The following is a 20442-nucleotide window of genomic DNA, read 5'->3' on the forward strand; positions in this document are numbered from 1 at the left end:
CGTTCCGCCGTCGCCACCAAGTTGAGGCCCGCAGGCACCACTTCCGCCGACGCATGCGCATCCAGATGATGCAGATCTAGCCCTGTAGTACTAGGCCCTGCCGTTCGGATCCCGCCTGGGGCGTTCGACGACAGGACCTACGACTCCGTGGCCGGCACCTGCTCGGGCGTGGTGCGCGGTTGCGGGGCCGGGGCCCTTCGGGGGCGTGACCGCGACACCGCCACCCCCGCCAGGCACAGCGCGCCACCCCCGAGCGTGAGCAGCCCCGGCACCTCGCCGAGGAACAGCCAGGACATCAGGACCACCAGCGCGGGCACGGCGTACGTGGTCGCGCCCATGCGGCTCGCGGTCGTACGGGCCAGGGCGTACGCCCAGGTCGTGAAGGCGAGCGCGGTGGGAAAGACGCCCAGGTAGACCATGTTGAGCGTCGCGGAGACCGGGGCGTCGGCCGCGTCCTGGACCAGTTGCCCAGTGAACGGCAGACAGGCCACCGCACCGACGAGACACCCGAACGTCGTCACCTGCAGCGCGCTCGCCGAACCCAGCGCGGGCTTCTGCGAGACGACACCGGCCGCATACCCCACCGCGGCGAGCAGACACAGCACCACCCCGAGCACCGAGGACCCACCGTCCTCCGACATCGAAAGGCCCACCGTCACGGCGCCCGCGAACGAGACCGCCATCCCGGCGAGCAGCCGCGGCGGCATGGAGTCGCCGAGAAGTCGCGAACTCAGCAGCGCGATGAGGATCGGCCCGATGTTGACGACCAGCGCGGCGGTGCCGGCATCCACCTGCTGCTCACCCCAGTTGAGGGCGACCATGTAGAACCCGAACCACAGCACGCCGGATATCACGATCCCGCGCCAGGCGGCACGCGGCGGCAGGCCCTCCCGCCGTACGGCGCACAGGACCCCGAGCGTGAGCGCCCCGGCGAGCAGCCGCCCGAGTGCCAGGGCACCCGGGGAGTACGCGGCACCCGCGCTGCGGATCGAGACGAAGGCGGAGGCCCACAGCATCACGGTGACCGTGGCCGCGCCCGTGGCCGGACGGGACGGGGAGGCGTTCATCATGCTCCAGAGGCTAGGAGGGGGAGGGGCGGAAGCGCTCGCGGATTTCTGCCCAGATGCTCGCTCAGCGTCGACGCCGCGACGCCGGCGTGCCGTGCCAGCTCACCGGCGGTCCACGCCCGTCCGTCGAGCAGCGCCAACAGGCATGCTGCCCGCGTCTCGTCTGCGATCAGTCCGGCGAGCCCGGCAAGGCCCGCTGCTCCCGCGTCCTTCCGACTCGCCATGCCTTCCAGCATGGGGCACGGACACTTCGGCACCGGCCGAAGAATGCCGGGCCGGCCCTAGGCAGGGCGTCTCACCTGCTCGTACTGCTGCTCCAGCCCGTCCAGCAGTGCCGTGAGCCCGGTCTCGAAGGCCCGTTCGTCGATCTTCTCCTGCTGCTCGGCGAGGAGGTGGGCCTGGCCGAGGTGGGGGTAGTCGGCCGGGTCGTACGCCGTCTCGTCGTCGACGAAGCCGCCCGCGAACGAGCCGAGCGCGGACCCCATGACGAAGTAGCGCATCAGTGCGCCGATGGAGGTGGCCTGCGCGGGCGGCCAGCCCGCGTCGACCATCGTGCCGTACACGGCGTCCGCGAGGCGCAGTGCGGCCGGGCGGCGGCCGGGGCCGCGGGCCAGCACCGGAACGATGTTGGGGTGGTCGCGCAGTGCCGCCCGGTAGGAGACGGCCCAGTCGTGCAGCGCGGTCCGCCAGCCGCGGCCGTCCTCGAACATCGACAGGTCGACCTGTGCGCTGACCGAGTCCGCCACCGCCTCCAGGATCTGGTCCTTCGTGCGGAAGTGGTTGTAGAGGGAAGGCCCGCTGACCCCGAGTTCGGCGGCGAGCCGGCGGGTGGAGACGGCCGCGAGGCCCTCCGCGTCCACCAGCGCCCGTGCTGTGGTGACGATGCGGTCGGTGCTGAGGAGGGGCTTGTGCGGTCGGGCCATGGCGCACATAGTAGGGCTGCACATGGAAACTAGCAGTGCTAATTTAAATGTGCGGATTTCAAAGACCTTCCCGGACCTTCCTTGGGGTGACGCGTCGTGAACCTGGAGCTCAGCGAGGAGCAGGTCGCCGTCCGGCGGCTGGCCGAGGACTTCGTGGACCGCGAGATCGCCCCGCACGTCGTCGCCTGGGACCGGGCCGGGGAGGTCGACCGGTCGATCGTGAAGAAGCTGGGCGAGGTGGGGTTCCTCGGGCTCACCATCGACGAGGAGTACGGCGGGTCGGGTGGCGACCACCTCGCGTACTGCCTGGTGACCGAGGAGCTGGGCCGCGGCGACTCGTCCGTGCGCGGGATCGTGTCCGTCTCGCTCGGGCTCGTCGCCAAGACCGTCGCCGCCTGGGGGAGCGAGGAGCAGAAGCGGCGGTGGCTGCCGGGGCTCACCTCCGGCGAGTACGTCGGCTGCTTCGGGCTCACCGAGCCGGGCACCGGCTCGGACGCGGGCAACCTCACCACCAAGGCGGTCTCTGACCGCGACGGCTACGTCATCAACGGCACCAAGATGTTCATCACTAACGGCACCTGGGCGGACGTGGTGCTGCTGTTCGCCCGTTCCACGGACGCCCCCGGTCACCAGGGCGTCTCAGCCTTCCTCGTTCCGACCGACACCCCGGGGCTGACCCGCCGCACCATCCACGGCAAGCTCGGCCTGCGCGGCCAGCCCACCGCCGAGCTGGTCCTGGAGGACGTCCGCGTGCCCGCCTCCGCCATGCTGGGGTCCGAGGGCAAGGGCTTTTCGGTCGCCATGTCCGCGCTCGCCAAGGGCCGTATGTCGGTCGCCGCGGGCTGCGTCGGCATAGCCAGGGCCGCACTGGACGCGGCCGTACGGTACGCCACCGAGCGCGAGCAGTTCGGCAGGACCATCGCCCACCACCAGCTCGTCCAGGAACTCATCAGCGACATCGCCGTCGACGTCGACGCGGCGCGGCTGCTGACCTGGCGGGTCGCCGATCTGATCGACCGCGGTCTGCCCTTCGCCGTCGAGTCCTCCAAGGCCAAGCTCTTCGCCTCCGAGGCGGCCGTCCGCGCCGCGAACAACGCCCTCCAGGTCTTCGGCGGCTACGGCTACATCGACGAGTACCCGGCGGGCAAACTCCTGCGTGACGCCCGCGTGATGACCCTGTACGAGGGCACGAGCCAGATCCAGAAACTGGTCATCGGGCGGGCGCTGACGGGTGTTTCGGCGTTCTGAGTACCTGTCTGAGTATCCGGGCGGATGTGGCACCGGCCACATCCGCCGACCCCGGTCGCATGAGTGACACACCGGTCAAGCAGCAGAACACGGCCGCCTTCTACGGCCGGGCTGTGGCCTCGTTCTCCGTCGCCATGGCCGCGACCGCCATCGGGATCTTCAAGCTGGACGCCGACGCCTGGGTCCGGGCCTTCCTCGGCATCGCGGTGCTCTATCTGGTGACCTCCGCGTTCACCCCGGCCAAGGTGATTCGGGATCGGCAGGAGGCGACCCGCACGGTGTACAACCCCTTCGAGAAACTCTGAGGGGCGATTTGTACGCCGCCGGGCGGGCACGCTAAGCGCCCGCTCACCTTCGGAGGTATGGTGTTCGTCCTGCCAGTGGAAGGGGCGAGCGATGAGTACGGCGGAGGAGACGGCCGGCGGCGAGATGCAGCCGTGGGCCGAGGTCACCCCTGATGCGGCGCGGCGGCTGCTGGTCGCCGCCGTGGAGGCCTTCGCCGAGCGCGGCTACCACGCCACGACGACGCGTGACATCGCGGGCCGGGCCGGCATGAGCCCGGCCGCGCTGTACATCCACTACAAGACCAAAGAAGAGCTGCTCCACCGCATCAGCAGGATCGGTCACGAGAAGGCGCTCGCCATCCTGCGCACGGCAGCGCGGGGCGAGGGCACCGCGGCCGAGCGGCTCGCCGACGCCGTGCGCTCCTTCGTCCGCTGGCACGCGGCACAGCACACCGTCGCCCGGGTCGTGCAGTACGAACTGGATGCGCTCGGCCCCGAGTCGCGCGCCGAGATCGTCGCACTGCGCCGTCAGGTCGACGCCGAGACACGCGGGATCATCGAGGACGGCGTGGCGGCGGGCGAGTTCGACGTACCCGACGTGCGCGGCACCACCCTCGCCGTGCTCTCGCTCTGCATCGACGTGGCCCGCTGGTTCAAGGCCGACGGCCCCCGCACCCCCGACGAGGTCGGCGCCCTCTACGCCGACCTCGTGCTGCGGATGGTGGGGGCGCGGAAGTAGACCCTCCGGGCTCAGAGGTAGTAGCGCGACACCGACTCGGCCACGCACACCGGCTTGTCGCCGCCCTCACGCTCCACGGTGAAGGCGACGGTCACCTGGATCCCGCCCGGCACGTCCTCGACGCCGGTGATCGTCGCGGTGGAGCGCAGCCGGGAACCGACCGGGACGGGGGCCGGGAAACGGACCTTGTTCGTCCCGTAGTTGACGCCCATCTTCACGCCCTCGACCCTGATCAGCTGCGGCCCGAAGAGCGGGAGCAGCGACAGCGTGAGGTAGCCGTGCGCGATGGTCGTACCGAAGGGGCCCGCGGCCGCCTTCTCCGGGTCCACGTGGATCCACTGGTGGTCGCCCGTGGCGTCCGCGAACAGGTCGATCCGCTTCTGGTCGATCTCCAGCCAGTCGGTGTACCCCAGCTGCTCGCCCACCGCCGCCTTGAGCTCGTCGGCGGACGTGAAGGTCCTCGGCTCTGCCATGTTCCCGGCCTCTCGCGTCACGAAGTCAACCCATATCTAAGCAACTGCTTAGCATGGTCGGGGCCGGGGGCCCTGTCAACGGACCCGGCGCGTGATGCGATCGGTAGGCTCTGAGGGGTGCCCCAGATCCCCGAGAAGATCCACGAGCTGACCGTCGGCCAGTTGTCCGCGCGCAGCGGCGCCGCCGTCTCCGCCCTGCACTTCTACGAGTCCAAGGGCCTGATCAGCAGTCGTCGCACAACGGGCAACCAGCGCCGTTACCAGCGCGACGCGCTGCGCCGGGTCGCCTTCGTACGTGCCGCGCAGCGGGTCGGCATCCCGCTGGCGACCATCCGCGAGGCGCTCGCCGAGCTGCCCGAGGAGCGGACCCCGACCCGTGAGGACTGGGCCCGGCTCTCCGAGGCCTGGCGCTCCGAACTCGACGAGCGCATCAGCCAGCTGAGCCGGCTCCGCGACCACCTCACGGACTGCATCGGCTGCGGTTGTCTGTCCCTGGAGACCTGCGTCCTGTCCAACCCGGACGACGTCTTCGGCGAACGGCAGTCGGGATCGCGCCTGATGGTGGAACGCGGTTCCGGACGGCGGCAACGGAAGCGGGAGGAGCCGGAGGGCTGTTGCTGACCGTCCCTGGCCACGACGGCGCGGTACAGGCCCACCTGGGCCAACTCCAGCGCGTCACCCGATGACAAGGGCACGACCGTGCCGTCGGCCGCTGCCCGGGCTCCGTTCAGACAGAACTGCACCACGTCACCGATGGTGCCGGACGCCACTGACAACCGGGGGTGCGGCATCCCCGGCGCACCCCCGTGCCCCCGGGCCTCTCGTCACGCCGACACCAGCAACCGTGCGCGCCGGGCCTCCGCCAGGGCCTCAGGCGTCAGCACTGGTGCGGGAACGACGATGCCGCAGTGCATGCAGACCGGGCCCGACGACGGCTCGTGGGCCAGGTCGTACTGCCAGGCGAGGCTTTCACCGGCGCATACCGGGCAGACCGACCCCGGCTCGCGCTCCAGTGCGGCGATGAGCCGACGCAGCACCTCGGCCAGCGGTTCGTGAGGGTGGACACGTGGGTTGTCGCACCAGGCGACCCCGAAACCGCCCCAGGTGAGCCGGTGCCAGTCGTCGACACTGCCCGGCCTGCGCAGTCCGTCGTGCTTCTCCCTCTTGCGGCGCTCCGTGAACTCGGCCTCGTAGGCGAGCCAGACGGAGCGGGCCTCCTCCAGTTCGACCAGTGCGGCCACGAGCCGCACCGGATCGGGGGAGCGGTCCTCGGGACCGAACCCGGCCCGCGAGCAGAGATGGTCCCAGGTCGCCCGATGCCCGTAGGGGGCGAACTTCTCAAGGCACTTGCGCAGCGAGTAGCGGCGCAGCGCCAGATCGCACCTTGGATCGCGCACCTGTCTCGCCAGACTCCGGAAACCGGCCATCGCCCTGCACCTCCGTCACACCTGCACCTGTACTTCGGTCACTTCGGCGTCGTCGTACGGACGTCGTCGAATAGACGTATCGACAAGCGATTCGGCTCCATCCGTTTTCCGATGTCCTCCAGATGACGTCTGCCGACCAATTGAAAAGTGACGCATGTTCACCTTCAATCGCGGGGATACCGGCGGTAACGTCCGCCCGTTCCCTCCCCCAAGCTCTCGGATCCGCTCGAGCAGGGGGACCCCCATCGTCGGGAGGAGCTGCCATGCCACGGCGCACCCCACGCAACGCCCTCGACAGACTGAGAACTCCCCGCAGTTTTCCGAAGTTCCTCAAGACCGCCGCGGTATGCATCCTCGTGGGTGGTCTTTTCTCGCCGGTCTCCCAGGCGGCCGCCGCCGACACGGCTGCGGCCAACGACTACTGCGGCGGCCGGTGTTCGGACATCCTCCCGCCGGGTGAGAACGGCAACGCCACCCTCGCCCAGATCCTCCTCAACCAGGCCTTCGGCACCCAGCCCGACCACGCCGAGGACCAGCTCGGCCCCTACGCCAACCTGGCCACCGGCTACTCCACGCTCACCGACTCGAAGATCAACTCCTTCTTCAACGACGCGTCGTTCGGCGTTCCTTCCGATCAAGTCGCCTCCACCGAGAAACCCGCGGGCCGCGGCGACGTGACGATCGTCCGCGACAAGAAGACGGGCGTCCCGCACATCACCGGTACCACTCGATACGGCACCGAGTTCGGCGCCGGCTATGCCGCCGCTGAGGACCGGCTGTGGCTGATGGACGTCTTCCGGCATGTCGGGCGCGGCCAGCTGACCTCCTTCGCGGGCGGCGCGGCCTCCAACCAGGGCCTCGAGCAGGAGTTCTGGCGCAATGCGCCCTACACCGAGGCCGATCTCCAGGCCCAGATCGACAACGCGGTGGCCGCCGCAGGCGACCGCGGCAAGCAGGCCCTCGCGGACGTCAACGCCTACCTCGCCGGCGTCAACGCTTACATCGACGCCTCCGACAGCGGCCGCTACTTCCCCGGTGAGTACGTCCTGACCGGTCACAAGGACTCCATCACCAACGCCGGCACCATCGACCACTTCAAGGTCACCGACCTGGTCGCGCTCGCCTCCGTCATCGGCGCGCTCTTCGGCTCCGGCGGCGGCGGTGAGGTCAACAACGCGATCTCCCTGCTCGCCGCGCAGTCCAAGTACGGCGTGGAAGAGGGCACCAAGGTCTGGGAGTCCTTCCGCGAGCGCAACGACCCCGAGGCCGTGCTCACCGTCCACAACGGCGAGAGCTTCCCGTACGCGTCGAAGCCCGACAGCCCGCAGGGCGAGGCGCTGCCGGACGCCTCCTCGGTGACCCAGGAGCCGCTCGTCTACGACCGCACCGGCAGCGCGGCCACGGCCGACGCGACCAGCGCTTCCATCACCGCCGCCACCACCGCCCTGAGCTCCGCCAAGCGCGGCATGTCCAACGCCCTGGTGGTGAGCGGCAAGTACACCGCCGGCGGCCATCCGATCGCCGTCTTCGGACCGCAGACCGGCTACTTCGCGCCCCAGCTGCTCATGCTCCAGGAGATCCAGGGCCCGGGCATCAGCGCACGCGGCGCCTCCTTCGCGGGCCTGAGCATGTACGTCGAACTGGGCCGCGGGCAGGACTACTCGTGGAGCGCCACCACCTCCGGCCAGGACATCATCGACACCTACGCCGTCGAGCTGTGCCAGGACGACTACCACTACCTCTACCACGGCACCTGCACCGCCATGGACAAGGTCGAGCAGAAGAACTCCTGGTCCCCGACCGTCGCCGACGGAACCGCGGCCGGCTCGTACACGATGCGGGTCTGGCGAACGAAGTACGGCCCCGTGGAGTACCGCGCCACGGTCGGCGGCAAGAAGGTCGCCTACACCACCCTGCGCTCGTCCTATCTGCACGAGGCCGACTCGATCATCGGCTTCCAGATGCTGAACGACCCCGACTACGTCAGGGGCCCGCAGAACTTCCAGAGCGCGGTCCAGCACATCAACTACACCTTCAACTGGTTCTACGCCGACTCTCAGCACACCGCGTACTACAACAGCGGTGACAACCCGGTGCGCGCGAGCGGTGTCGACGCCGAGTTCCCGGTGTGGGCGCAGGCGGCGTACGAGTGGAAGAACTGGAACCCGACGACGAACACGGCCGACTACACCCCGGCGTCCCAGCACCCGAACTCCATCGACCAGGACTACTACATCTCCTGGAACAACAAGCAGGCCAAGGACTACACGACCGCGCCCTGGGGCGACGGCTCGGTCCACCGCGGCAACCTGCTGGAGGACCGGGTGAAGAAGCTGGTGGCGGCCGGCGGAGTGACGAGGTCGTCGCTGGTGAAGGCGATGGCGGACGCGGCGCTCACCGATCTGCGCGCCGAGGACGTGCTGCCGAAGCTGCTGAAGGTCGTGAACAGCTCCACGGTGACCGACTCCACGGCCGCGGCGGCGGTGAGCAAGCTGCAGACATGGGTCTCGGCGGGTGCCAAGCGCACGGAGACCTCGGCCGGCTCGAAGACGTACGCCGACGCCGACGCCATCCGCATCCTGGACGCCTGGTGGCCGTTGCTGGTGAAGGCCGAGTTCGAACCCGGCCTCGGCAGCGACCTGTACACCGCCTTCAGCAACAACCTGCCGGTCGACGAGTCCCCTTCGGCCGCGCACGGACCCACCGGGTCGCATGCGGGAAGCTCCTTCCAGTACGGCTGGTGGAGCTATGTCGACAAGGACATCCGTGCGGTGCTGGGCGAGTCGGTGCAGGGCCCGCTGGCGCAGAAGTACTGCGGCGGCGGCAGCCTGAGCTCCTGCCGGGACGTCCTGGTCAGCACGCTCAAGCAGGCCGCCGGCATGACCGCGTCCCAGGTGTACCCGGGAGACGACCAGTGCTCGGCGGGGGACCAGTGGTGCGCCGACTCGATCGTCCAGCGCACCCTCGGCGGCATCAAGCACGGCAAGATCAGCTGGCAGAACCGGCCGACGTACCAGCAGGTGGTGGAGTACACGTCGCACCGGTAGGCCTCAGGCGGCGGGTCGGCCCACCCGGCCCGCCGCCAGCACCACCTGGGCCAGTTCCCGGTGGACGATGTCGCTGTGGGCGCCGGACGGAGGGCCGCCGTGGCGGACCACCGCCGAGGCGTCGATGTTCACACAGCCCGACGTCGGCAGCTTCCGTTCGAGCGCGTCGGCGAGCGTGAAACCCTGTGTGCCGTCCACCGCCTGCACCCCGTCGTGCCCCATCGCCCCCCACTCAGGCCCCAGAAAGCGGCCGATGTCGAAGCCCTCCGTGAGGGCCGGAACCTCGCCGGCCGCCGACCGCGCGTCCCCGGCCATGCGGGAGGCCAGCGGATACATCGTGCCGAGCGCCGAGTCGAAGCGGGAGTAGCAGCACACCAGGGGACCGTCGATGCGGTGCTGCTGCCCGTTCAGAGCGCCGCTCGCGTGCGGGTCGTCGGGCAGGCGGCCGGCGAAGGCGTAGTGCGAGAAGGCGCCCTGGAGCAGCGTCACCGACTTCACCGTGCGCGCGCCCTCGGGCAGTCCGCGCAACGCGAACGACACCAGCCGCCCGCCGAAGCTGTGCCCGACCAGATGGACACGCACGTTCGGCGCGGCCTGCGCCAGCCGTCCGATCACCGGCCCCAGTCCGTGCTCCCCGACCGTGCCCGCACGCCGCTTCATCGCGTAGTACGTGGCCTGCCGCAGCAACTCGTGTGCCCCGTCCCACATCCCCTTCGGCGTGAACGAGAACGCCTCAGCGCCCGAGGCATCCCCGTCCTCCCCGGACTCCACCCGCTCCAGGGCCCGTGCGAAGTCCCGGCACACCTGCACCGTGTTCCCGGTCAGCATCTGTGGGTCGGTGCCGGACGCCCGCTCCGCGAGCAGGTCCGCGGCGCACGCTGCCTGCGGTCCCTGCGGCCGTATCTCGACCAGCAGCCGTACGAGGCGCCCGAACTCCTCGATCGAGGGGCCGTCGTCCGGGTGTTGCTCCAGCAGCCGGGCGATCTGCTCCACCACGGTCGCACGGCCGGGGAACACCTCCAGGAGCGCATGGCGGCTGTTCTTGTCCAGCTGGGGCCGCGCGGGCGCCGCCGCGCCGGCCGCGGCCGACGGCGGGAAGTCCGGGATCGGTTCGTCCGCGAACATCATCGACGGCCAGATCACGCCCACGTACCCGAGGCGTGCCGTCGGCGCCAGTGAAGGCACCGGCGCGAAGAAGCGGCCGTAGAGACGGGTCGCGCCGGAGCGCTCGTTGTTCCAGCCGTGCGCGAAGACCAGCAGGTCCCGCACCCCCTGCCGGTTCACCTCCGCGAGCAGCCGGTCCCTCTCCGGCCCGTCCGCGTCCCCGTCCGCGTCGAAGGTCAGCTCCCAGTAGGGACTCACGCTCATTGCCGGTACCGCCATGACGGGCCCCCTTGCCCCGAGGTCGAGTGCGACTGGGCGCATCGTCCTGCCGGTGGGGAGGGTTGGCCATACGCCACGACTCATCCGTACACGAGGTACTCTCTGCGGACCCGCCGGAACGCGGCCAGTTCGTCCTGCCATGCGGCGACCACCTCGTCGGCCGTCGCTCCCGCGTCGATCATCGTGCGCACCCGCGTGGATCCCGTGAGCTTGTCGATCCAGTTGTCGGACCGCCAGGCGAAGCCGCTCCACACCCTCCTGGCGGTCACGAGCAGCGCGATCCCGGTGCGTACGGGGTCGTACGCGGCTCGGTCGTGCACATGGATCTGCACACCGCCCACGGTCTTCCCCTGGAACTTGGAGAAGGTGGGTGCGAAGTACGCCTCCCTGAAATGCACGCCCGGCAGCCCCAGTCGCTCCGCTTCGGCGGCCCACCGCCCGTCGATCCCCTCCGCGCCAAGGAGTTCGAAGGGACGGGTGGTGCCGCGTCCCTCCGACAAGTTCGTGCCTTCGAAGAGGCAGGTCCCCGAGTAGACCAGGGCGGTGTCGGGCGTCGGCATGTTCGGGCTCGGCGGCACCCAGGGCAGGCCGGTGGAGTCGTAGAAGTCCGACCGCTTCCAGCCCGTCATCAGGACGGTCTCCAGGGCGGCCGGCGCGCTCAGGAACTCCCCGTTGAACAGCCGCGCCAGCTCCGCCACCGTCATTCCGTGTGCCTGGGAGATCGGCTGCCGTCCCACGAAGGTCGCGAACTCCTTGTGCAGCACCGGTCCTTGGGCGGACCGCCCGGTCACCGGGTTCGGCCGGTCGAGCACCACGAACCGCTTGCCGGCGAGCTGTGCGGCCTCCATGCAGTCGTACAGCGTCCAGATATAGGTGTAGAAGCGGGCGCCCACGTCCTGGATGTCGAAGACGACCGTGTCGACGCCGGACGCCGTGAAGACGTCCGCCAGCGGCTGCCCGCTCTTGAGGTAGGTGTCGTAGACGGGCAGTCCGGTCGCCGGGTCGTCGTAGCGGCCCTCCGAACCGCCTGCCTGGGCGGTGCCGCGGAAACCGTGCTCGGGGCCGAAGACCGCGATCAGGTTCACCCGTGGGTCGGCGTGCATCACGTCGACGATGTGGCGTACGCCCCCACTCTCGGCTTCGCTCGAGCGGGAGGTACCCCCACTGGTCACACCTGTGGGATTGGTGACGACGCCGACCCGCCGGCCGGCCAGCAGCGCATAACCGTCCGCCGCCAGCCGTTCGAAGCCGGTACGCACCCGCCGTCCGCCTGCGGCGGCGGACGCGGCGGGCACGGGGAGCGTCACGGCCGCCGTGGTCGCGGCCAGCAGCCCTCGTCTGGACAGCCTCATACGATGACCTCCCTGATCGACGGAACCGACGGAACTGTCATGGTCATGCACGCTAGTGCGGCACCAGGGGTTGTTGGAAGGAACCGTACCGGCCGATCCCGTGACCGGTCCCATAGGGAGGCAGCCTTCCCTGGTTACATACCGACTGGTTAGTCTCACGCCCGCAGGAGCCGATTCGCGTCGCGTCGAAGGAGACCGATGGTGGAAGCCGTGCAGGATGCGGGAGTGGTCGTCACCGGAGCGGGGGGCGGCATCGGGGCGGCGCTGGCCCGCCGCTTCGCCGCCGGGGGTGCCCGGGTCGTCGTCAACGACCTGGACGCCGAGCGGGTGAAGGCCGTGGCCGACGAGATCGGCGGCATCGCGGTCCCGGGCGACGCCTCCGCGGTCGTGACCGAGGCGCGGGACGCCCTCGGCGGCACGGTCGACGTCTACTGCGCCAACGCGGGCCTCGGCTCCGGCGGCACGGAGGCCGCCGACGAGGAGGTCTGGGCGCAGGCCTGGGACGTGAACGTCATGGCGCACGTCCGTGCCGCCCGCGCCCTCCTGCCCGCCTGGCTGGAGCGCGGCGAGGGCCGGTTCGTCTCCACCGTTTCGGCCGCCGGACTGCTCACGATGATCGGCGCCGCGCCGTACAGCGTCACCAAGCACGGGGCGTACGCCTTCGCAGAGTGGCTCTCGCTGACGTACCGGCACCGCGGCCTCAAGGTCCACGCGATCTGCCCCCAGGGGGTGCGCACCGACATGCTGACCGCCTCCGGCAGCGCCGGCGAACTGGTGCTCGCGCCGACCGCGATCGATCCCGACGACGTCGCCGACGCGCTGTTCAAGGGCATCGAGGAGGACCGGTTCCTGATCCTGCCGCACCCCGAGGTCGCCGCGTACTACCAGGCGCGCGCCGCCGAGCCGGACCGCTGGCTGACGAGCATGAACCACATCCAGCGGAAGTGGGAGGCCGCCCGGTGAGCGCTTCCCGTTACGCAGCCAAGCCCTGGCTGAACCTGCTCGACGAGGCCCAGCGTGCTCCGGTCAGCCCCGCCGACTCCCTGGTGTCCGTCCTGCGCAAGGCGCCCGCGGACGGTACCGCTCTCGCGTACTTCGACGGGCGGATCTCCTACGCCGAACTGGACGAGCTGACCGACTCCGTGGCCGGCCACCTCGCCGCGCGCGGCCTGGCGCCCGGCGACCGGGTCGCGATCCTGCTGCAGAACTCCCCGCACTTCGTCCTCGCCCTGCTCGGCGCCTGGAAGGCGGGCGCGACCGTCGTGCCCGTCAACCCGATGTACAAGTCGGGTGAGGTCACCCACGTCCTGAAGGACGCGGAGGTGACCGCCCTGGTGTGCTCCGACCGCGCCTGGGAGACGTATCTGCGCGAGACGGCCGCCGGCTCACCCGTCCGCATCGTGCTCACCGCCTGCGAGCTGGACCTCCAGACCCGCGACGACGCGCGCGTGCTCACCTTCGAACGTCTGGAGCAGGCCGCCGACGCCGACGATCTCGTCACCCTCGCGAGGCAGGGCCACCAGGCGCCCGAGGGCCGCGACCCGGGCCCGTCCGACATCGCGCTGATCAGCTACACCTCGGGCACCAGTGGCACCCCCAAGGGCGCCACCAACACGCACGGCAACATCATGTACAACGCCGAGCGGCAGCGGACGGGTCTCGGCCTGCCCGAGGCGCCGGTCTACTTCGCGATGGCGCCCCTGTTCCACATCACCGGCATGGTGTGCGAACTGGTGGCCTGCCTCACCAGCGGCGGCACGCTCGTGCTCGCCTACCGCTTCGAGGCGGGCGTCGTCCTCGACGCGTTCGCCGAGCACCGGCCCCACTACACCGTCGGTCCGTCGACCGCCTTCATGGCGCTGGCGGCGCACCCGGCCGTCACGCCCGACCACTTCTCCTCGTTCCGGGTCATCTCCTCCGGCGGAGCTCCGCTGCCGCCCGCCCTGGTCGAGAAGTTCCGGGCCGGATTCGGGCCCTACATCCGCAACGGATACGGCCTCACCGAGTGCACGGCCCCCTGCGCCTCCGTTCCGCCCGGCCTGGAGGCTCCGGTGGACCCGGTCTCCGGGACACTGGCCGTAGGCGTGCCGGGCCCCGACACGGTCGTGCGCATCGTCGACGACCGGGGTCAGGAGGTGCCCTTCGGCGAGCAGGGCGAGATCGTCGTACGGGGCCCGCAGGTCGTGCCGGGTTACTGGCGGCGCACCGAGGCCACCGCCGAGACCTTCCCGGGCGGCGAACTGCGCACCGGCGACATCGGCTTCATGGACGAGCAGGGCTGGCTGTACGTCGTCGACCGCAAGAAGGACATGATCAACGCGTCCGGCTTCAAGGTGTGGCCGCGCGAGGTCGAGGATGTCCTGTACACGCATCCGGCGGTGCGCGAGGCGGCCGTCGTCGGGGTGCCGGACGGGTACCGCGGGGAGACCGTCAAGGCGTACATCAGCCTGCGGCCGGGCGCCGAGACGGACCCCGATGCGCTCGCGGCGTACTGCAAGGAGAGACTGGCCGCTTACAAATACCCGCGTCAGGTGGAGATCCTGCCCGAGTTGCCGAAGACGGCGAGTGGGAAGATCCTCCGTCGGGAACTGCGTTCCCGGCCGTAGACGGTCCGGTGGACATCAAGGAAAGGCAGGTGGCGGCAGTGCCCAGAACGACGGACGGGGACGGTACGCCCGTCCCGCAGCGGCTGCTGGCCGCCGCCACCCGGCTCTTCGCCGACCAGGGATACGACCGCACGTCCGTGCAGGAGATCGTCGAGGCGGCCGGCGTCACCAAGGGGGCGCTCTACCACTACTTCGGGTCCAAGGACGACCTGCTGCACGAGGTGTACGCGCGCGTGCTGCGCGTCCAGCAGGAGCGCCTCGACGCCTTCGCGGACGCCGACGAACCGGTGGAGAAGCGCCTTCGGGCCGCTGCCGCGGACGTCGTCGTCACCACGATCGAGAACCTCGACGACGCGATGATCTTCTTCCGGTCCATGCACCATCTGAGCCCGGAGAAGAACAAGCAGGTGCGCGCCGAGCGGCGCCGCTACCACGAGCGGTTCCGCGCCCTGATCGAGGAGGGTCAGAAGGAAGGCGTTTTCTCCACCGCCACGCCCGCCGACCTCGTCGTGGACTACCACTTCGGCTCGGTGCACCACCTCTCGACGTGGTACCGGCCGGACGGTCCGCTCAGCCCCCAGCAGGTCGCCGACCATCTGGCGGACCTGCTGCTGCGGGCGCTGCGGCCCTAGCAGAGCGGTGTACACGGGTGAGGGGCGGACGCTGCGGCGTCCGCCCCTCACCCGTGTCTCACAGATACTTCTTCAGCTCCCGCCGCGCCAACGACCGCTGGTGCACCTCGTCCGGACCGTCCGCGATCCTGAGCGTCCGTGCCGCCGCCCAGAGTTCCGCCAGCGGGAAGTCCTGGCTCACGCCGCCCGCGCCGTGCAGCTGGACCGCTTTGTCAATGATGTCGACCACCGTCCGCGGGGTGGCGATCTTGATCGCCTGGATCTCGGTGTGGGCGCCCCTGTTGCCGACCGTGTCCATCATCCAGGCCGTCTTGAGGACCAGCAGCCGCAGCTGCTCGACGGCCACGCGCGCGTCGGCGATCCACTCGTGGACCACGCCCTGCTGGGCCAGCGGCTTGCCGAACGCCGTCCGTGCCACTGCCCGCCTGCACATCAGCTCGATCGCCCGTTCGGCCATACCGATCAGCCGCATGCAGTGGTGGATCCGGCCGGGACCGAGCCGGGCCTGGGCGATGGCGAATCCGCCGCCCTCCTCGCCGATCAGGTTCGACACCGGCACGCGCGCGCGGTCGAAGACCACCTCGGCGTGACCGCCGTGGTAGTGGTCCTCGTAGCCGTACACCTGCATCGCGCGCTTGACGTGGACGCCGGGGGTGTCGCGCGGGACCAGCACCATGGACTGCTGACGGCGGATGTCGGGCCCCTCCGGGTCCGTCTTGCCCATCACGATGAAGATCTTGCAGTCGGGGTTCATCGCTCCGGAGATGTACCACTTGCGGCCGGTGACGACATACTCGTCGCCCTCCCGCTCGATGAGCGTGGTGATGTTGGTGGCGTCCGAGGACGCCACCTCGGGCTCGGTCATCGCGAACGCCGAGCGGATCTCCCCGGCGAGCAGCGGCTCGAGCCACTGCTTCTTCTGCTGCTCGTCGCCGAACTGCGCGAGCACCTCCATGTTGCCCGTGTCGGGGGCCGCGCAGTTCAGAGCGGTGGGCGCCAGCTGCGGGGAGCGGCCGGTGATCTCGGCGAGCGGGGCGTACTGGAGGTTGGTGAGCCCGGCGCCGTACTCGGAGTCCGGCAGGAACAGGTTCCACAGGCCCTGCCGGCGGGCCTCCGCCTTCAACTCCTCCACGATCACGGGGGTGTCCCACGGCGAGACCAGCCGCTCGCGCTGCTCATGGGCGACGGCCTCCGCCGGGTAGACGTACTCGTCCATGAAGGCGAGCAGTTTGGCGCGCAGTTCCTCGGTGCGCGCGTCGAACGCGAAGTCCATGGCGGATCAGCCTTCCTGAAGAGTGGTCAGGCCGTGCTCGATGAAGACGGGCACCAGCTCGCCGATGCGGTCGAAGCCCTGCCCGACCGTCTGGCCGAGCGTGTAGCGGTAGTGGATGCCCTCGAGGATCACGGCGAGCTTGAACCAGGCGAACGCCGTGTACCAGGAGACGGCGGTCAGGTCCCGCCCCGAGCGTGCGGCGTACCGCTCGATCAGCTCCGTCGGGTCCGGGTGGCCCGGGGCCTCGGCGGTCGTGGAGACGGGGGAGTCGGGCGTACCGAGCGGCACGCTGTACATCACCAGCAGACCCACGTCGGTGAGCGGGTCGCCGAGCGTGGACATCTCCCAGTCCAGGATGGCGGTGATCCGGTCGTCGTCGCCGAGCAGCACGTTGTCCAGGCGGTAGTCGCCGTGGATCACGGTCGGCGCGGGCGAGGCGGGCAGTTCGCGGCCGAGGGCCGCGTGCAGCTCGTCTATGCCGGGCAGCTCACGGTTGCGGGAGGCGTCCAGCTGCTTGCCCCAGCGGCGCAGCTGACGGTCCAGGAAGCCCTCGGGACGGCCGAAGTCCGCGAGGCCCACCTCGACGGGGTCCACGGCGTGCAGCTCGACCAGCGTGTCCACCAGGCCGAGGATCGCGTCGCGCGTGCGCTGCGGGCCGAGCGGGGCCAGCTGCTCGGCGGTGCGGTAGGGGGTGCCCTCGACGAAGTCCATCACGTAGAAGGGGGCGCCCAGGACCGACTCGTCCTCGCACAGCAGGACCGGACGCGGCACCGGAACGGCCGTCGGGTGGAGCGCGCGGATCACCCGGTGCTCGCGCTTCATGTCGTGTGCCGTGGCCAGGACATGGCCGAGCGGGGGACGCCGTACGACCCATCTGGCGGTGCCGTCCGAGACGGCGTACGTGAGGTTCGACCGCCCGCCCTCGATCAGCCGACCGGTCAGGGGGCCGGTGACCAGGCCGGGCCGCTCGGTGTCGAGCAGGCCGCGCAGCCGGTCGAGATCGAGACCCGGCGGGTGGTCTGGGCTCATCGTTGCTCCTACACGCACGGAAACAGGACCTGCATCATGATGCCGACCGGTCGGTATGCAGTCCAGTGCGCGGAGCGAACGTGATCGGCGCCACGATGCCATGGTGGCGCCGACGGTCCGGGCTGTCACGGCGGCATCACGCCGCCGTGCGCTCGAGCGTGGCCGGAATCAAGGGATCCCGATGTGGCCGTCGCCGTGTTCGTCAGTGGTCGTCCCAGTGCCCCTCGTGGGCGGCGTGCCGGTGGCCGTCGTGCAGGTAGTCGACGTGGTCGCCGTGCCGGATCGGGCGGTGCCCGCAGCCGTCGCCGTGCCGGTGTTCGTGGCCGCCCTCGTGGGTGACGTGCCCGGTGGGCTCGCACTCGTCCCAGTGGTCGCCGTGCTCGCGGTGCAGATGGCCGTCGTGCGCGTAGTCGACGTGGTCCCTGTGGGGTACCGCGTCATGGCCGCAGGACGGGCCGTGGCTGTGGTCGTGCGCGATGTGTTCCTGGTGGACGGTGCTCATGGCGCTCACCTTCGGAGATGTCGGGCAGTGACGACTCAGGCTAACCGGACGAAGTGGGGCATTTCCGGTTCATCCGGTAGGTGTGCCGTCCTGCTGCCCTGAGCGTGTCAGAGCACCAGCGCTACCGCGCACACGGCGAGGGCCACCGTGCAGAGGGTCGCGCCGACGGCGTGGCCGGCCGTGAGGTGCGGCGGCCGGCCTGGGGCCGCCGTGGCCAGGGCGCGAATACGCAGGTGCGCGAGGGCCAGGATGCCGAGCCAGAGCAGACAGCACAGGGCGAGGGCGGCGAATCCGGCGGCCGTCCCGGTGTGCAGCGCCGCCTTCGCCGCGAGCACGGCGGCCACGGTGCCGGACAGCGTCGTACGCCGCCAGGCGAGCCGGGTGCGCTCCGGCTGGAGTCCCGGGTCGCGCTCCGGGGCCGGGGTGCTCATCCTTCCCAGCCGGTGAGAACGACCACGACCATGGCCACGGCCACCACGGCGATGACGATGCTCAGCAGCGCCGGGAAGCGGGACGCGGGCAGGTCCTCGCCGCGCCGCATCGCCCGCTCGCAGCGCACCCAGTGGTTGATGGCGCGCAGCGAGCACAGGACCCCGGCCCCGAGCAGGGCGAGGGCCAGCCCCACGCGCCAGGCCCAGCGCAGGTCCGGCAGGAACTGGTCCACGGCGAAGCCGCCGCCGATCAGTGCCAGTGCCGTACGCAGCCAGGCCAGAAAGGTGCGCTCGTTGGCCAGGGAGAAGCGATAGTCGGGCGTACGGCCTTCCTCCCGGACCTCCTTGGGCGCGAACCACAGCCGGACGTTCCGTACGAATTCGATCACGTTCAGGACCCTACCGGGCCCCGCGTGGAGCCTGTGCCGGGCGCCCGGGGCACAGGTGCGGCTGCGGGTCAGCCCGTGGAGCGGCGGTGCGCCCTGAGCCGCTCGTAGGCGGCGAGCCCGTCCGGGACCCACTCCCAGGCGGACAGCCGGCGTTCCACCTCGTCCTCCGGCAGGAAGTCGTGCCAGGCGACCTCCTCGACCTGAGGGCTGACGGGCAGGTCGCAGCGGACCTGGTAGACGGAGGACCACCAGGTCCGGCCGGCGCCGCCGTCGTACAGGAACTTGAAGAGCGGCTCGGGACGGGGGAGTCCGCTCACGCCGAGTTCCTCCTCGGCCTCGCGCAGCGCTGCGTCGTCGTAGGTCTCTCCCGCGCCGACGACCCCTCCCACGAACATGTCGTACAGGGACGGGAAGACCAGTTTGGTGGGCGTGCGGCGGTGCACGAAGACACGGCCTTCGGCGTCCCGCGCCTGGATGAACACGCACCGGTGGCGCAACCCGCGCGCGTATGCCTCACCGCGGGGCGACTGCCCGATGACCCGGTCGTTCTCGTCCACGATGTCGAGGAGCTCGTCGGCGGCACTCATGGGGCCATCCAAGCAGTTCCGTGCCCTTGGGCCACCGGTGGCTCCGGTATCGCCGAACCCGCGCCCGGTTCGGTCACCGCGGCTGCAGATCCTTCTCCCGCTCGGGCTCTCCCAGTCCCCGCGGCATCGCCGGGTGCAGCCCGAGCAGCACGATGCCGAAGACGATCGCCGCCAGCCCCGCCGCCTCCCAGGCCAGCGCGCCCGTGTCGGTGCGCAGCCGGTCGCCGAGGAAGCCCACGCCGCACAGGATCCCGGCCAGCGGCTGCGCCGCGGTGAGCGCCGGCAGGGACATCCGCAGTGGCGCCGTCTCGAACGCGCTCTGTACCAGGACCAGTCCCGTCACCCCGAGCACCAGGACGCCGTACGGCTGCCAGCCCGTTATGAACTCCGTCCAGCCGCCCTCCGTGATCCGCTGCCCGCTGACCCGGGTGAGCGCGTCCTGCACGCCGTACAGCAGACCCGCCGCCAGCCCCAGCAGCACCGGCCCGATGATCAGCCGCGACTTCTTCGCATACGTCGTCAGGAGCAGCGCCAGGCCGACCACCACGCCGATGATGAGCCAGTGCCGTACGGGATCGGTGACCGCGTTTCCCCCCTCGGGCCGGCCCGCCACGATGAACGCAGTGACGCCGCCGGCGAGCAGCAGCAGCCCGGACCAGCCCTGGCGGCCGAGAGGCTGCTTGGTCTGTCGGCGGGACTCGGCCATCGCGAACAGCAGGTTCGTGGCGACCAGTGGCTCGACCAGGGAGATCTCCCCGTGGGCCAGTGCGATCGCGCTGAGGATCATTCCGGCCACCATCAGACCGAGGCCGCCGAGCCAGCGCGGCATCTTCACCAGGTCCAGCAGCAGCCGCGGGGAGAGGAAGTCGCTCAGCGGTGCCTGCTGGGCGGCGTTCTGCTGCAGCACGAACCCGGTGCCCAGACAGAAGGCCGCGCTCACGGCGAGAGCCAGAACCAGTACCGACACGCTGTACCTCGATGATTCAGCGGAGTCACGGGATGCGTATCACGCTGACTGTAGCGCTCCCCGCTGTGCCCCGCCCGTGCTTG

At 70.4% G+C, this 20442-nt stretch carries 21 protein-coding genes and 1 pseudogene; 8 read left to right on the forward strand and 14 right to left on the reverse strand.

The features are described 5' to 3' along the window. Positions 1-137: 137 nt before the first annotated feature. From ACZ3TS_RS20830 to ACZ3TS_RS20840, 3 genes and pseudogenes are all read right to left on the reverse strand, one after another. Positions 138-1067, reverse strand: coding sequence for a DMT family transporter (locus ACZ3TS_RS20830; protein WP_467620093.1), 930 nt, complete (start codon positions 1065-1067; stop codon positions 138-140). A gap of 47 nt (positions 1068-1114) precedes the next feature. Beyond that, positions 1115-1303, reverse strand: a pseudogene (locus tag ACZ3TS_RS20835) (winged helix-turn-helix domain-containing protein); the annotation flags it as partial. 45 nt (positions 1304-1348) lie between these two features. Continuing rightward, a complete protein-coding gene (locus ACZ3TS_RS20840) occupies positions 1349-1990 on the reverse strand; it encodes a TetR/AcrR family transcriptional regulator (RefSeq protein WP_467619887.1) in 642 nt (213 codons plus the stop codon). Positions 1991-2086: 96 nt separating this feature from the next. On the opposite strand from ACZ3TS_RS20840, the gene ACZ3TS_RS20845 reads away from it, so the two are divergent. The 3 genes from ACZ3TS_RS20845 to ACZ3TS_RS20855 all read left to right on the forward strand — a co-directional run bounded on the left by ACZ3TS_RS20845 (position 2087) and on the right by ACZ3TS_RS20855 (position 4261). Further along, on the forward strand, positions 2087-3238 hold the full coding sequence (locus ACZ3TS_RS20845; protein WP_467619889.1) for an acyl-CoA dehydrogenase family protein: 1152 nt from the start codon (positions 2087-2089) through the stop codon (positions 3236-3238). Positions 3239-3297: 59 nt separating this feature from the next. Next, a complete protein-coding gene (locus ACZ3TS_RS20850; protein WP_467619892.1) occupies positions 3298-3543 on the forward strand; it encodes a YiaA/YiaB family inner membrane protein in 246 nt (81 codons plus the stop codon). A gap of 91 nt (positions 3544-3634) precedes the next feature. After that, positions 3635-4261, forward strand: coding sequence for a TetR/AcrR family transcriptional regulator (locus ACZ3TS_RS20855; RefSeq protein ID WP_467619893.1), 627 nt, complete (start codon positions 3635-3637; stop codon positions 4259-4261). 11 nt (positions 4262-4272) lie between these two features. Here ACZ3TS_RS20855 and ACZ3TS_RS20860 read toward each other — a convergent pair whose 3' ends face one another. Then, entirely contained in the window at positions 4273-4734 is a 462-nt protein-coding gene (locus ACZ3TS_RS20860; RefSeq protein WP_467619895.1) for a MaoC family dehydratase, read from the reverse strand. Positions 4735-4851: 117 nt separating this feature from the next. Between ACZ3TS_RS20860 and soxR the strand changes: the two genes are divergently transcribed. Beyond that, entirely contained in the window at positions 4852-5355 is a 504-nt protein-coding gene (gene soxR, locus ACZ3TS_RS20865; RefSeq protein WP_467619898.1) for a redox-sensitive transcriptional activator SoxR, read from the forward strand. A gap of 203 nt (positions 5356-5558) precedes the next feature. On the opposite strand, the gene ACZ3TS_RS20870 is transcribed toward soxR, so the two are convergent. Next, a complete protein-coding gene (locus ACZ3TS_RS20870) occupies positions 5559-6161 on the reverse strand; it encodes a hypothetical protein (protein WP_467619900.1) in 603 nt (200 codons plus the stop codon). A gap of 263 nt (positions 6162-6424) precedes the next feature. Here ACZ3TS_RS20870 and ACZ3TS_RS20875 point away from each other — a divergent pair, with 263 nt between their 5' ends. Next, positions 6425-9208 (forward strand): penicillin acylase family protein, encoded by a 2784-nt coding sequence (locus ACZ3TS_RS20875; protein WP_467619902.1) that lies wholly within the window; start codon positions 6425-6427, stop codon positions 9206-9208. 3 nt (positions 9209-9211) lie between these two features. Here ACZ3TS_RS20875 and ACZ3TS_RS20880 read toward each other — a convergent pair whose 3' ends face one another. Beyond that, positions 9212-10591 carry a serine-threonine protein kinase gene (locus ACZ3TS_RS20880; RefSeq protein WP_467619903.1) on the reverse strand — a complete coding sequence of 460 codons (1380 nt, stop codon included), beginning with the start codon at positions 10589-10591 and terminating at the stop codon, positions 9212-9214. 80 nt (positions 10592-10671) lie between these two features. Next, complete coding sequence (locus tag ACZ3TS_RS20885) at positions 10672-11943, reverse strand: exo-beta-N-acetylmuramidase NamZ family protein (RefSeq protein ID WP_467619905.1); 1272 nt, start codon at positions 11941-11943, stop codon at positions 10672-10674. A gap of 198 nt (positions 11944-12141) precedes the next feature. Here ACZ3TS_RS20885 and ACZ3TS_RS20890 point away from each other — a divergent pair, with 198 nt between their 5' ends. From ACZ3TS_RS20890 to ACZ3TS_RS20900, 3 genes are read left to right on the forward strand one after another with little or no spacing between them, the layout of a single operon-like run. Beyond that, on the forward strand, positions 12142-12906 hold the full coding sequence (locus ACZ3TS_RS20890) for an SDR family oxidoreductase (RefSeq protein WP_467619907.1): 765 nt from the start codon (positions 12142-12144) through the stop codon (positions 12904-12906). Then, entirely contained in the window at positions 12903-14549 is a 1647-nt protein-coding gene (locus ACZ3TS_RS20895; RefSeq protein WP_467619910.1) for a class I adenylate-forming enzyme family protein, read from the forward strand. The genes ACZ3TS_RS20890 and ACZ3TS_RS20895 overlap by 4 nt, the downstream gene beginning before the upstream one ends. Positions 14550-14587: 38 nt before the next feature. Next, a complete protein-coding gene (locus ACZ3TS_RS20900) occupies positions 14588-15181 on the forward strand; it encodes a TetR/AcrR family transcriptional regulator (protein WP_451660532.1) in 594 nt (197 codons plus the stop codon). Between the two features lie 58 nt (positions 15182-15239). Here ACZ3TS_RS20900 and ACZ3TS_RS20905 read toward each other — a convergent pair whose 3' ends face one another. From ACZ3TS_RS20905 to ACZ3TS_RS20935, 7 genes are all read right to left on the reverse strand, one after another. Beyond that, positions 15240-16454 carry an acyl-CoA dehydrogenase family protein gene (locus ACZ3TS_RS20905; protein WP_467619912.1) on the reverse strand — a complete coding sequence of 405 codons (1215 nt, stop codon included), beginning with the start codon at positions 16452-16454 and terminating at the stop codon, positions 15240-15242. Between the two features lie 6 nt (positions 16455-16460). Beyond that, positions 16461-17483 carry a phosphotransferase family protein gene (locus ACZ3TS_RS20910; RefSeq protein WP_467619914.1) on the reverse strand — a complete coding sequence of 341 codons (1023 nt, stop codon included), beginning with the start codon at positions 17481-17483 and terminating at the stop codon, positions 16461-16463. A gap of 202 nt (positions 17484-17685) precedes the next feature. Next, positions 17686-17985, reverse strand: a complete 300-nt coding sequence (locus ACZ3TS_RS20915; protein ID WP_467619916.1) for a hypothetical protein — start codon at positions 17983-17985, stop codon at positions 17686-17688. 107 nt (positions 17986-18092) lie between these two features. Further along, positions 18093-18416 carry a DUF202 domain-containing protein gene (locus ACZ3TS_RS20920; RefSeq protein WP_467619919.1) on the reverse strand — a complete coding sequence of 108 codons (324 nt, stop codon included), beginning with the start codon at positions 18414-18416 and terminating at the stop codon, positions 18093-18095. Continuing rightward, the gene (locus tag ACZ3TS_RS20925) at positions 18413-18805 is read right to left on the reverse strand and encodes a YidH family protein (protein ID WP_467619921.1); all 393 of its coding nucleotides are present in this window, start codon (positions 18803-18805) and stop codon (positions 18413-18415) included. Before ACZ3TS_RS20925 ends, ACZ3TS_RS20920 begins: the two co-directional genes overlap by 4 nt. Before the next feature lie 68 nt (positions 18806-18873). Beyond that, positions 18874-19392: an NUDIX hydrolase gene (locus tag ACZ3TS_RS20930; RefSeq protein WP_467619922.1), complete on the reverse strand. Its 519-nt coding sequence runs from the start codon at positions 19390-19392 to the stop codon at positions 18874-18876. A gap of 73 nt (positions 19393-19465) precedes the next feature. Next, positions 19466-20359, reverse strand: a complete 894-nt coding sequence (locus ACZ3TS_RS20935; protein ID WP_467619925.1) for a DMT family transporter — start codon at positions 20357-20359, stop codon at positions 19466-19468. Positions 20360-20442: the final 83 nt, after the last annotated feature.

Source organism: Streptomyces sp. NPDC022910, from assembly GCF_055561075.1.

Coding starts and splice junctions, on each gene's coding strand:
- ACZ3TS_RS20830 (WP_467620093.1), bottom strand. CDS start 1,067: ATGAACGCCTCCCCGTCCCGTCCGGCCACGGGCGCGGCCACGGTCACC.
- ACZ3TS_RS20840 (WP_467619887.1), bottom strand. CDS start 1,990: ATGGCCCGACCGCACAAGCCCCTCCTCAGCACCGACCGCATCGTCACC.
- ACZ3TS_RS20850 (WP_467619892.1), top strand. CDS start 3,298: ATGAGTGACACACCGGTCAAGCAGCAGAACACGGCCGCCTTCTACGGC.
- ACZ3TS_RS20855 (WP_467619893.1), top strand. CDS start 3,635: ATGAGTACGGCGGAGGAGACGGCCGGCGGCGAGATGCAGCCGTGGGCC.
- ACZ3TS_RS20860 (WP_467619895.1), bottom strand. CDS start 4,734: ATGGCAGAGCCGAGGACCTTCACGTCCGCCGACGAGCTCAAGGCGGCG.
- ACZ3TS_RS20870 (WP_467619900.1), bottom strand. CDS start 6,161: ATGGCCGGTTTCCGGAGTCTGGCGAGACAGGTGCGCGATCCAAGGTGC.
- ACZ3TS_RS20875 (WP_467619902.1), top strand. CDS start 6,425: ATGCCACGGCGCACCCCACGCAACGCCCTCGACAGACTGAGAACTCCC.
- ACZ3TS_RS20880 (WP_467619903.1), bottom strand. CDS start 10,591: ATGGCGGTACCGGCAATGAGCGTGAGTCCCTACTGGGAGCTGACCTTC.
- ACZ3TS_RS20885 (WP_467619905.1), bottom strand. CDS start 11,943: ATGAGGCTGTCCAGACGAGGGCTGCTGGCCGCGACCACGGCGGCCGTG.
- ACZ3TS_RS20890 (WP_467619907.1), top strand. CDS start 12,142: ATGGTGGAAGCCGTGCAGGATGCGGGAGTGGTCGTCACCGGAGCGGGG.
- ACZ3TS_RS20905 (WP_467619912.1), bottom strand. CDS start 16,454: ATGGACTTCGCGTTCGACGCGCGCACCGAGGAACTGCGCGCCAAACTG.
- ACZ3TS_RS20910 (WP_467619914.1), bottom strand. CDS start 17,483: ATGAGCCCAGACCACCCGCCGGGTCTCGATCTCGACCGGCTGCGCGGC.
- ACZ3TS_RS20915 (WP_467619916.1), bottom strand. CDS start 17,985: ATGAGCACCGTCCACCAGGAACACATCGCGCACGACCACAGCCACGGC.
- ACZ3TS_RS20920 (WP_467619919.1), bottom strand. CDS start 18,416: ATGAGCACCCCGGCCCCGGAGCGCGACCCGGGACTCCAGCCGGAGCGC.
- ACZ3TS_RS20930 (WP_467619922.1), bottom strand. CDS start 19,392: ATGAGTGCCGCCGACGAGCTCCTCGACATCGTGGACGAGAACGACCGG.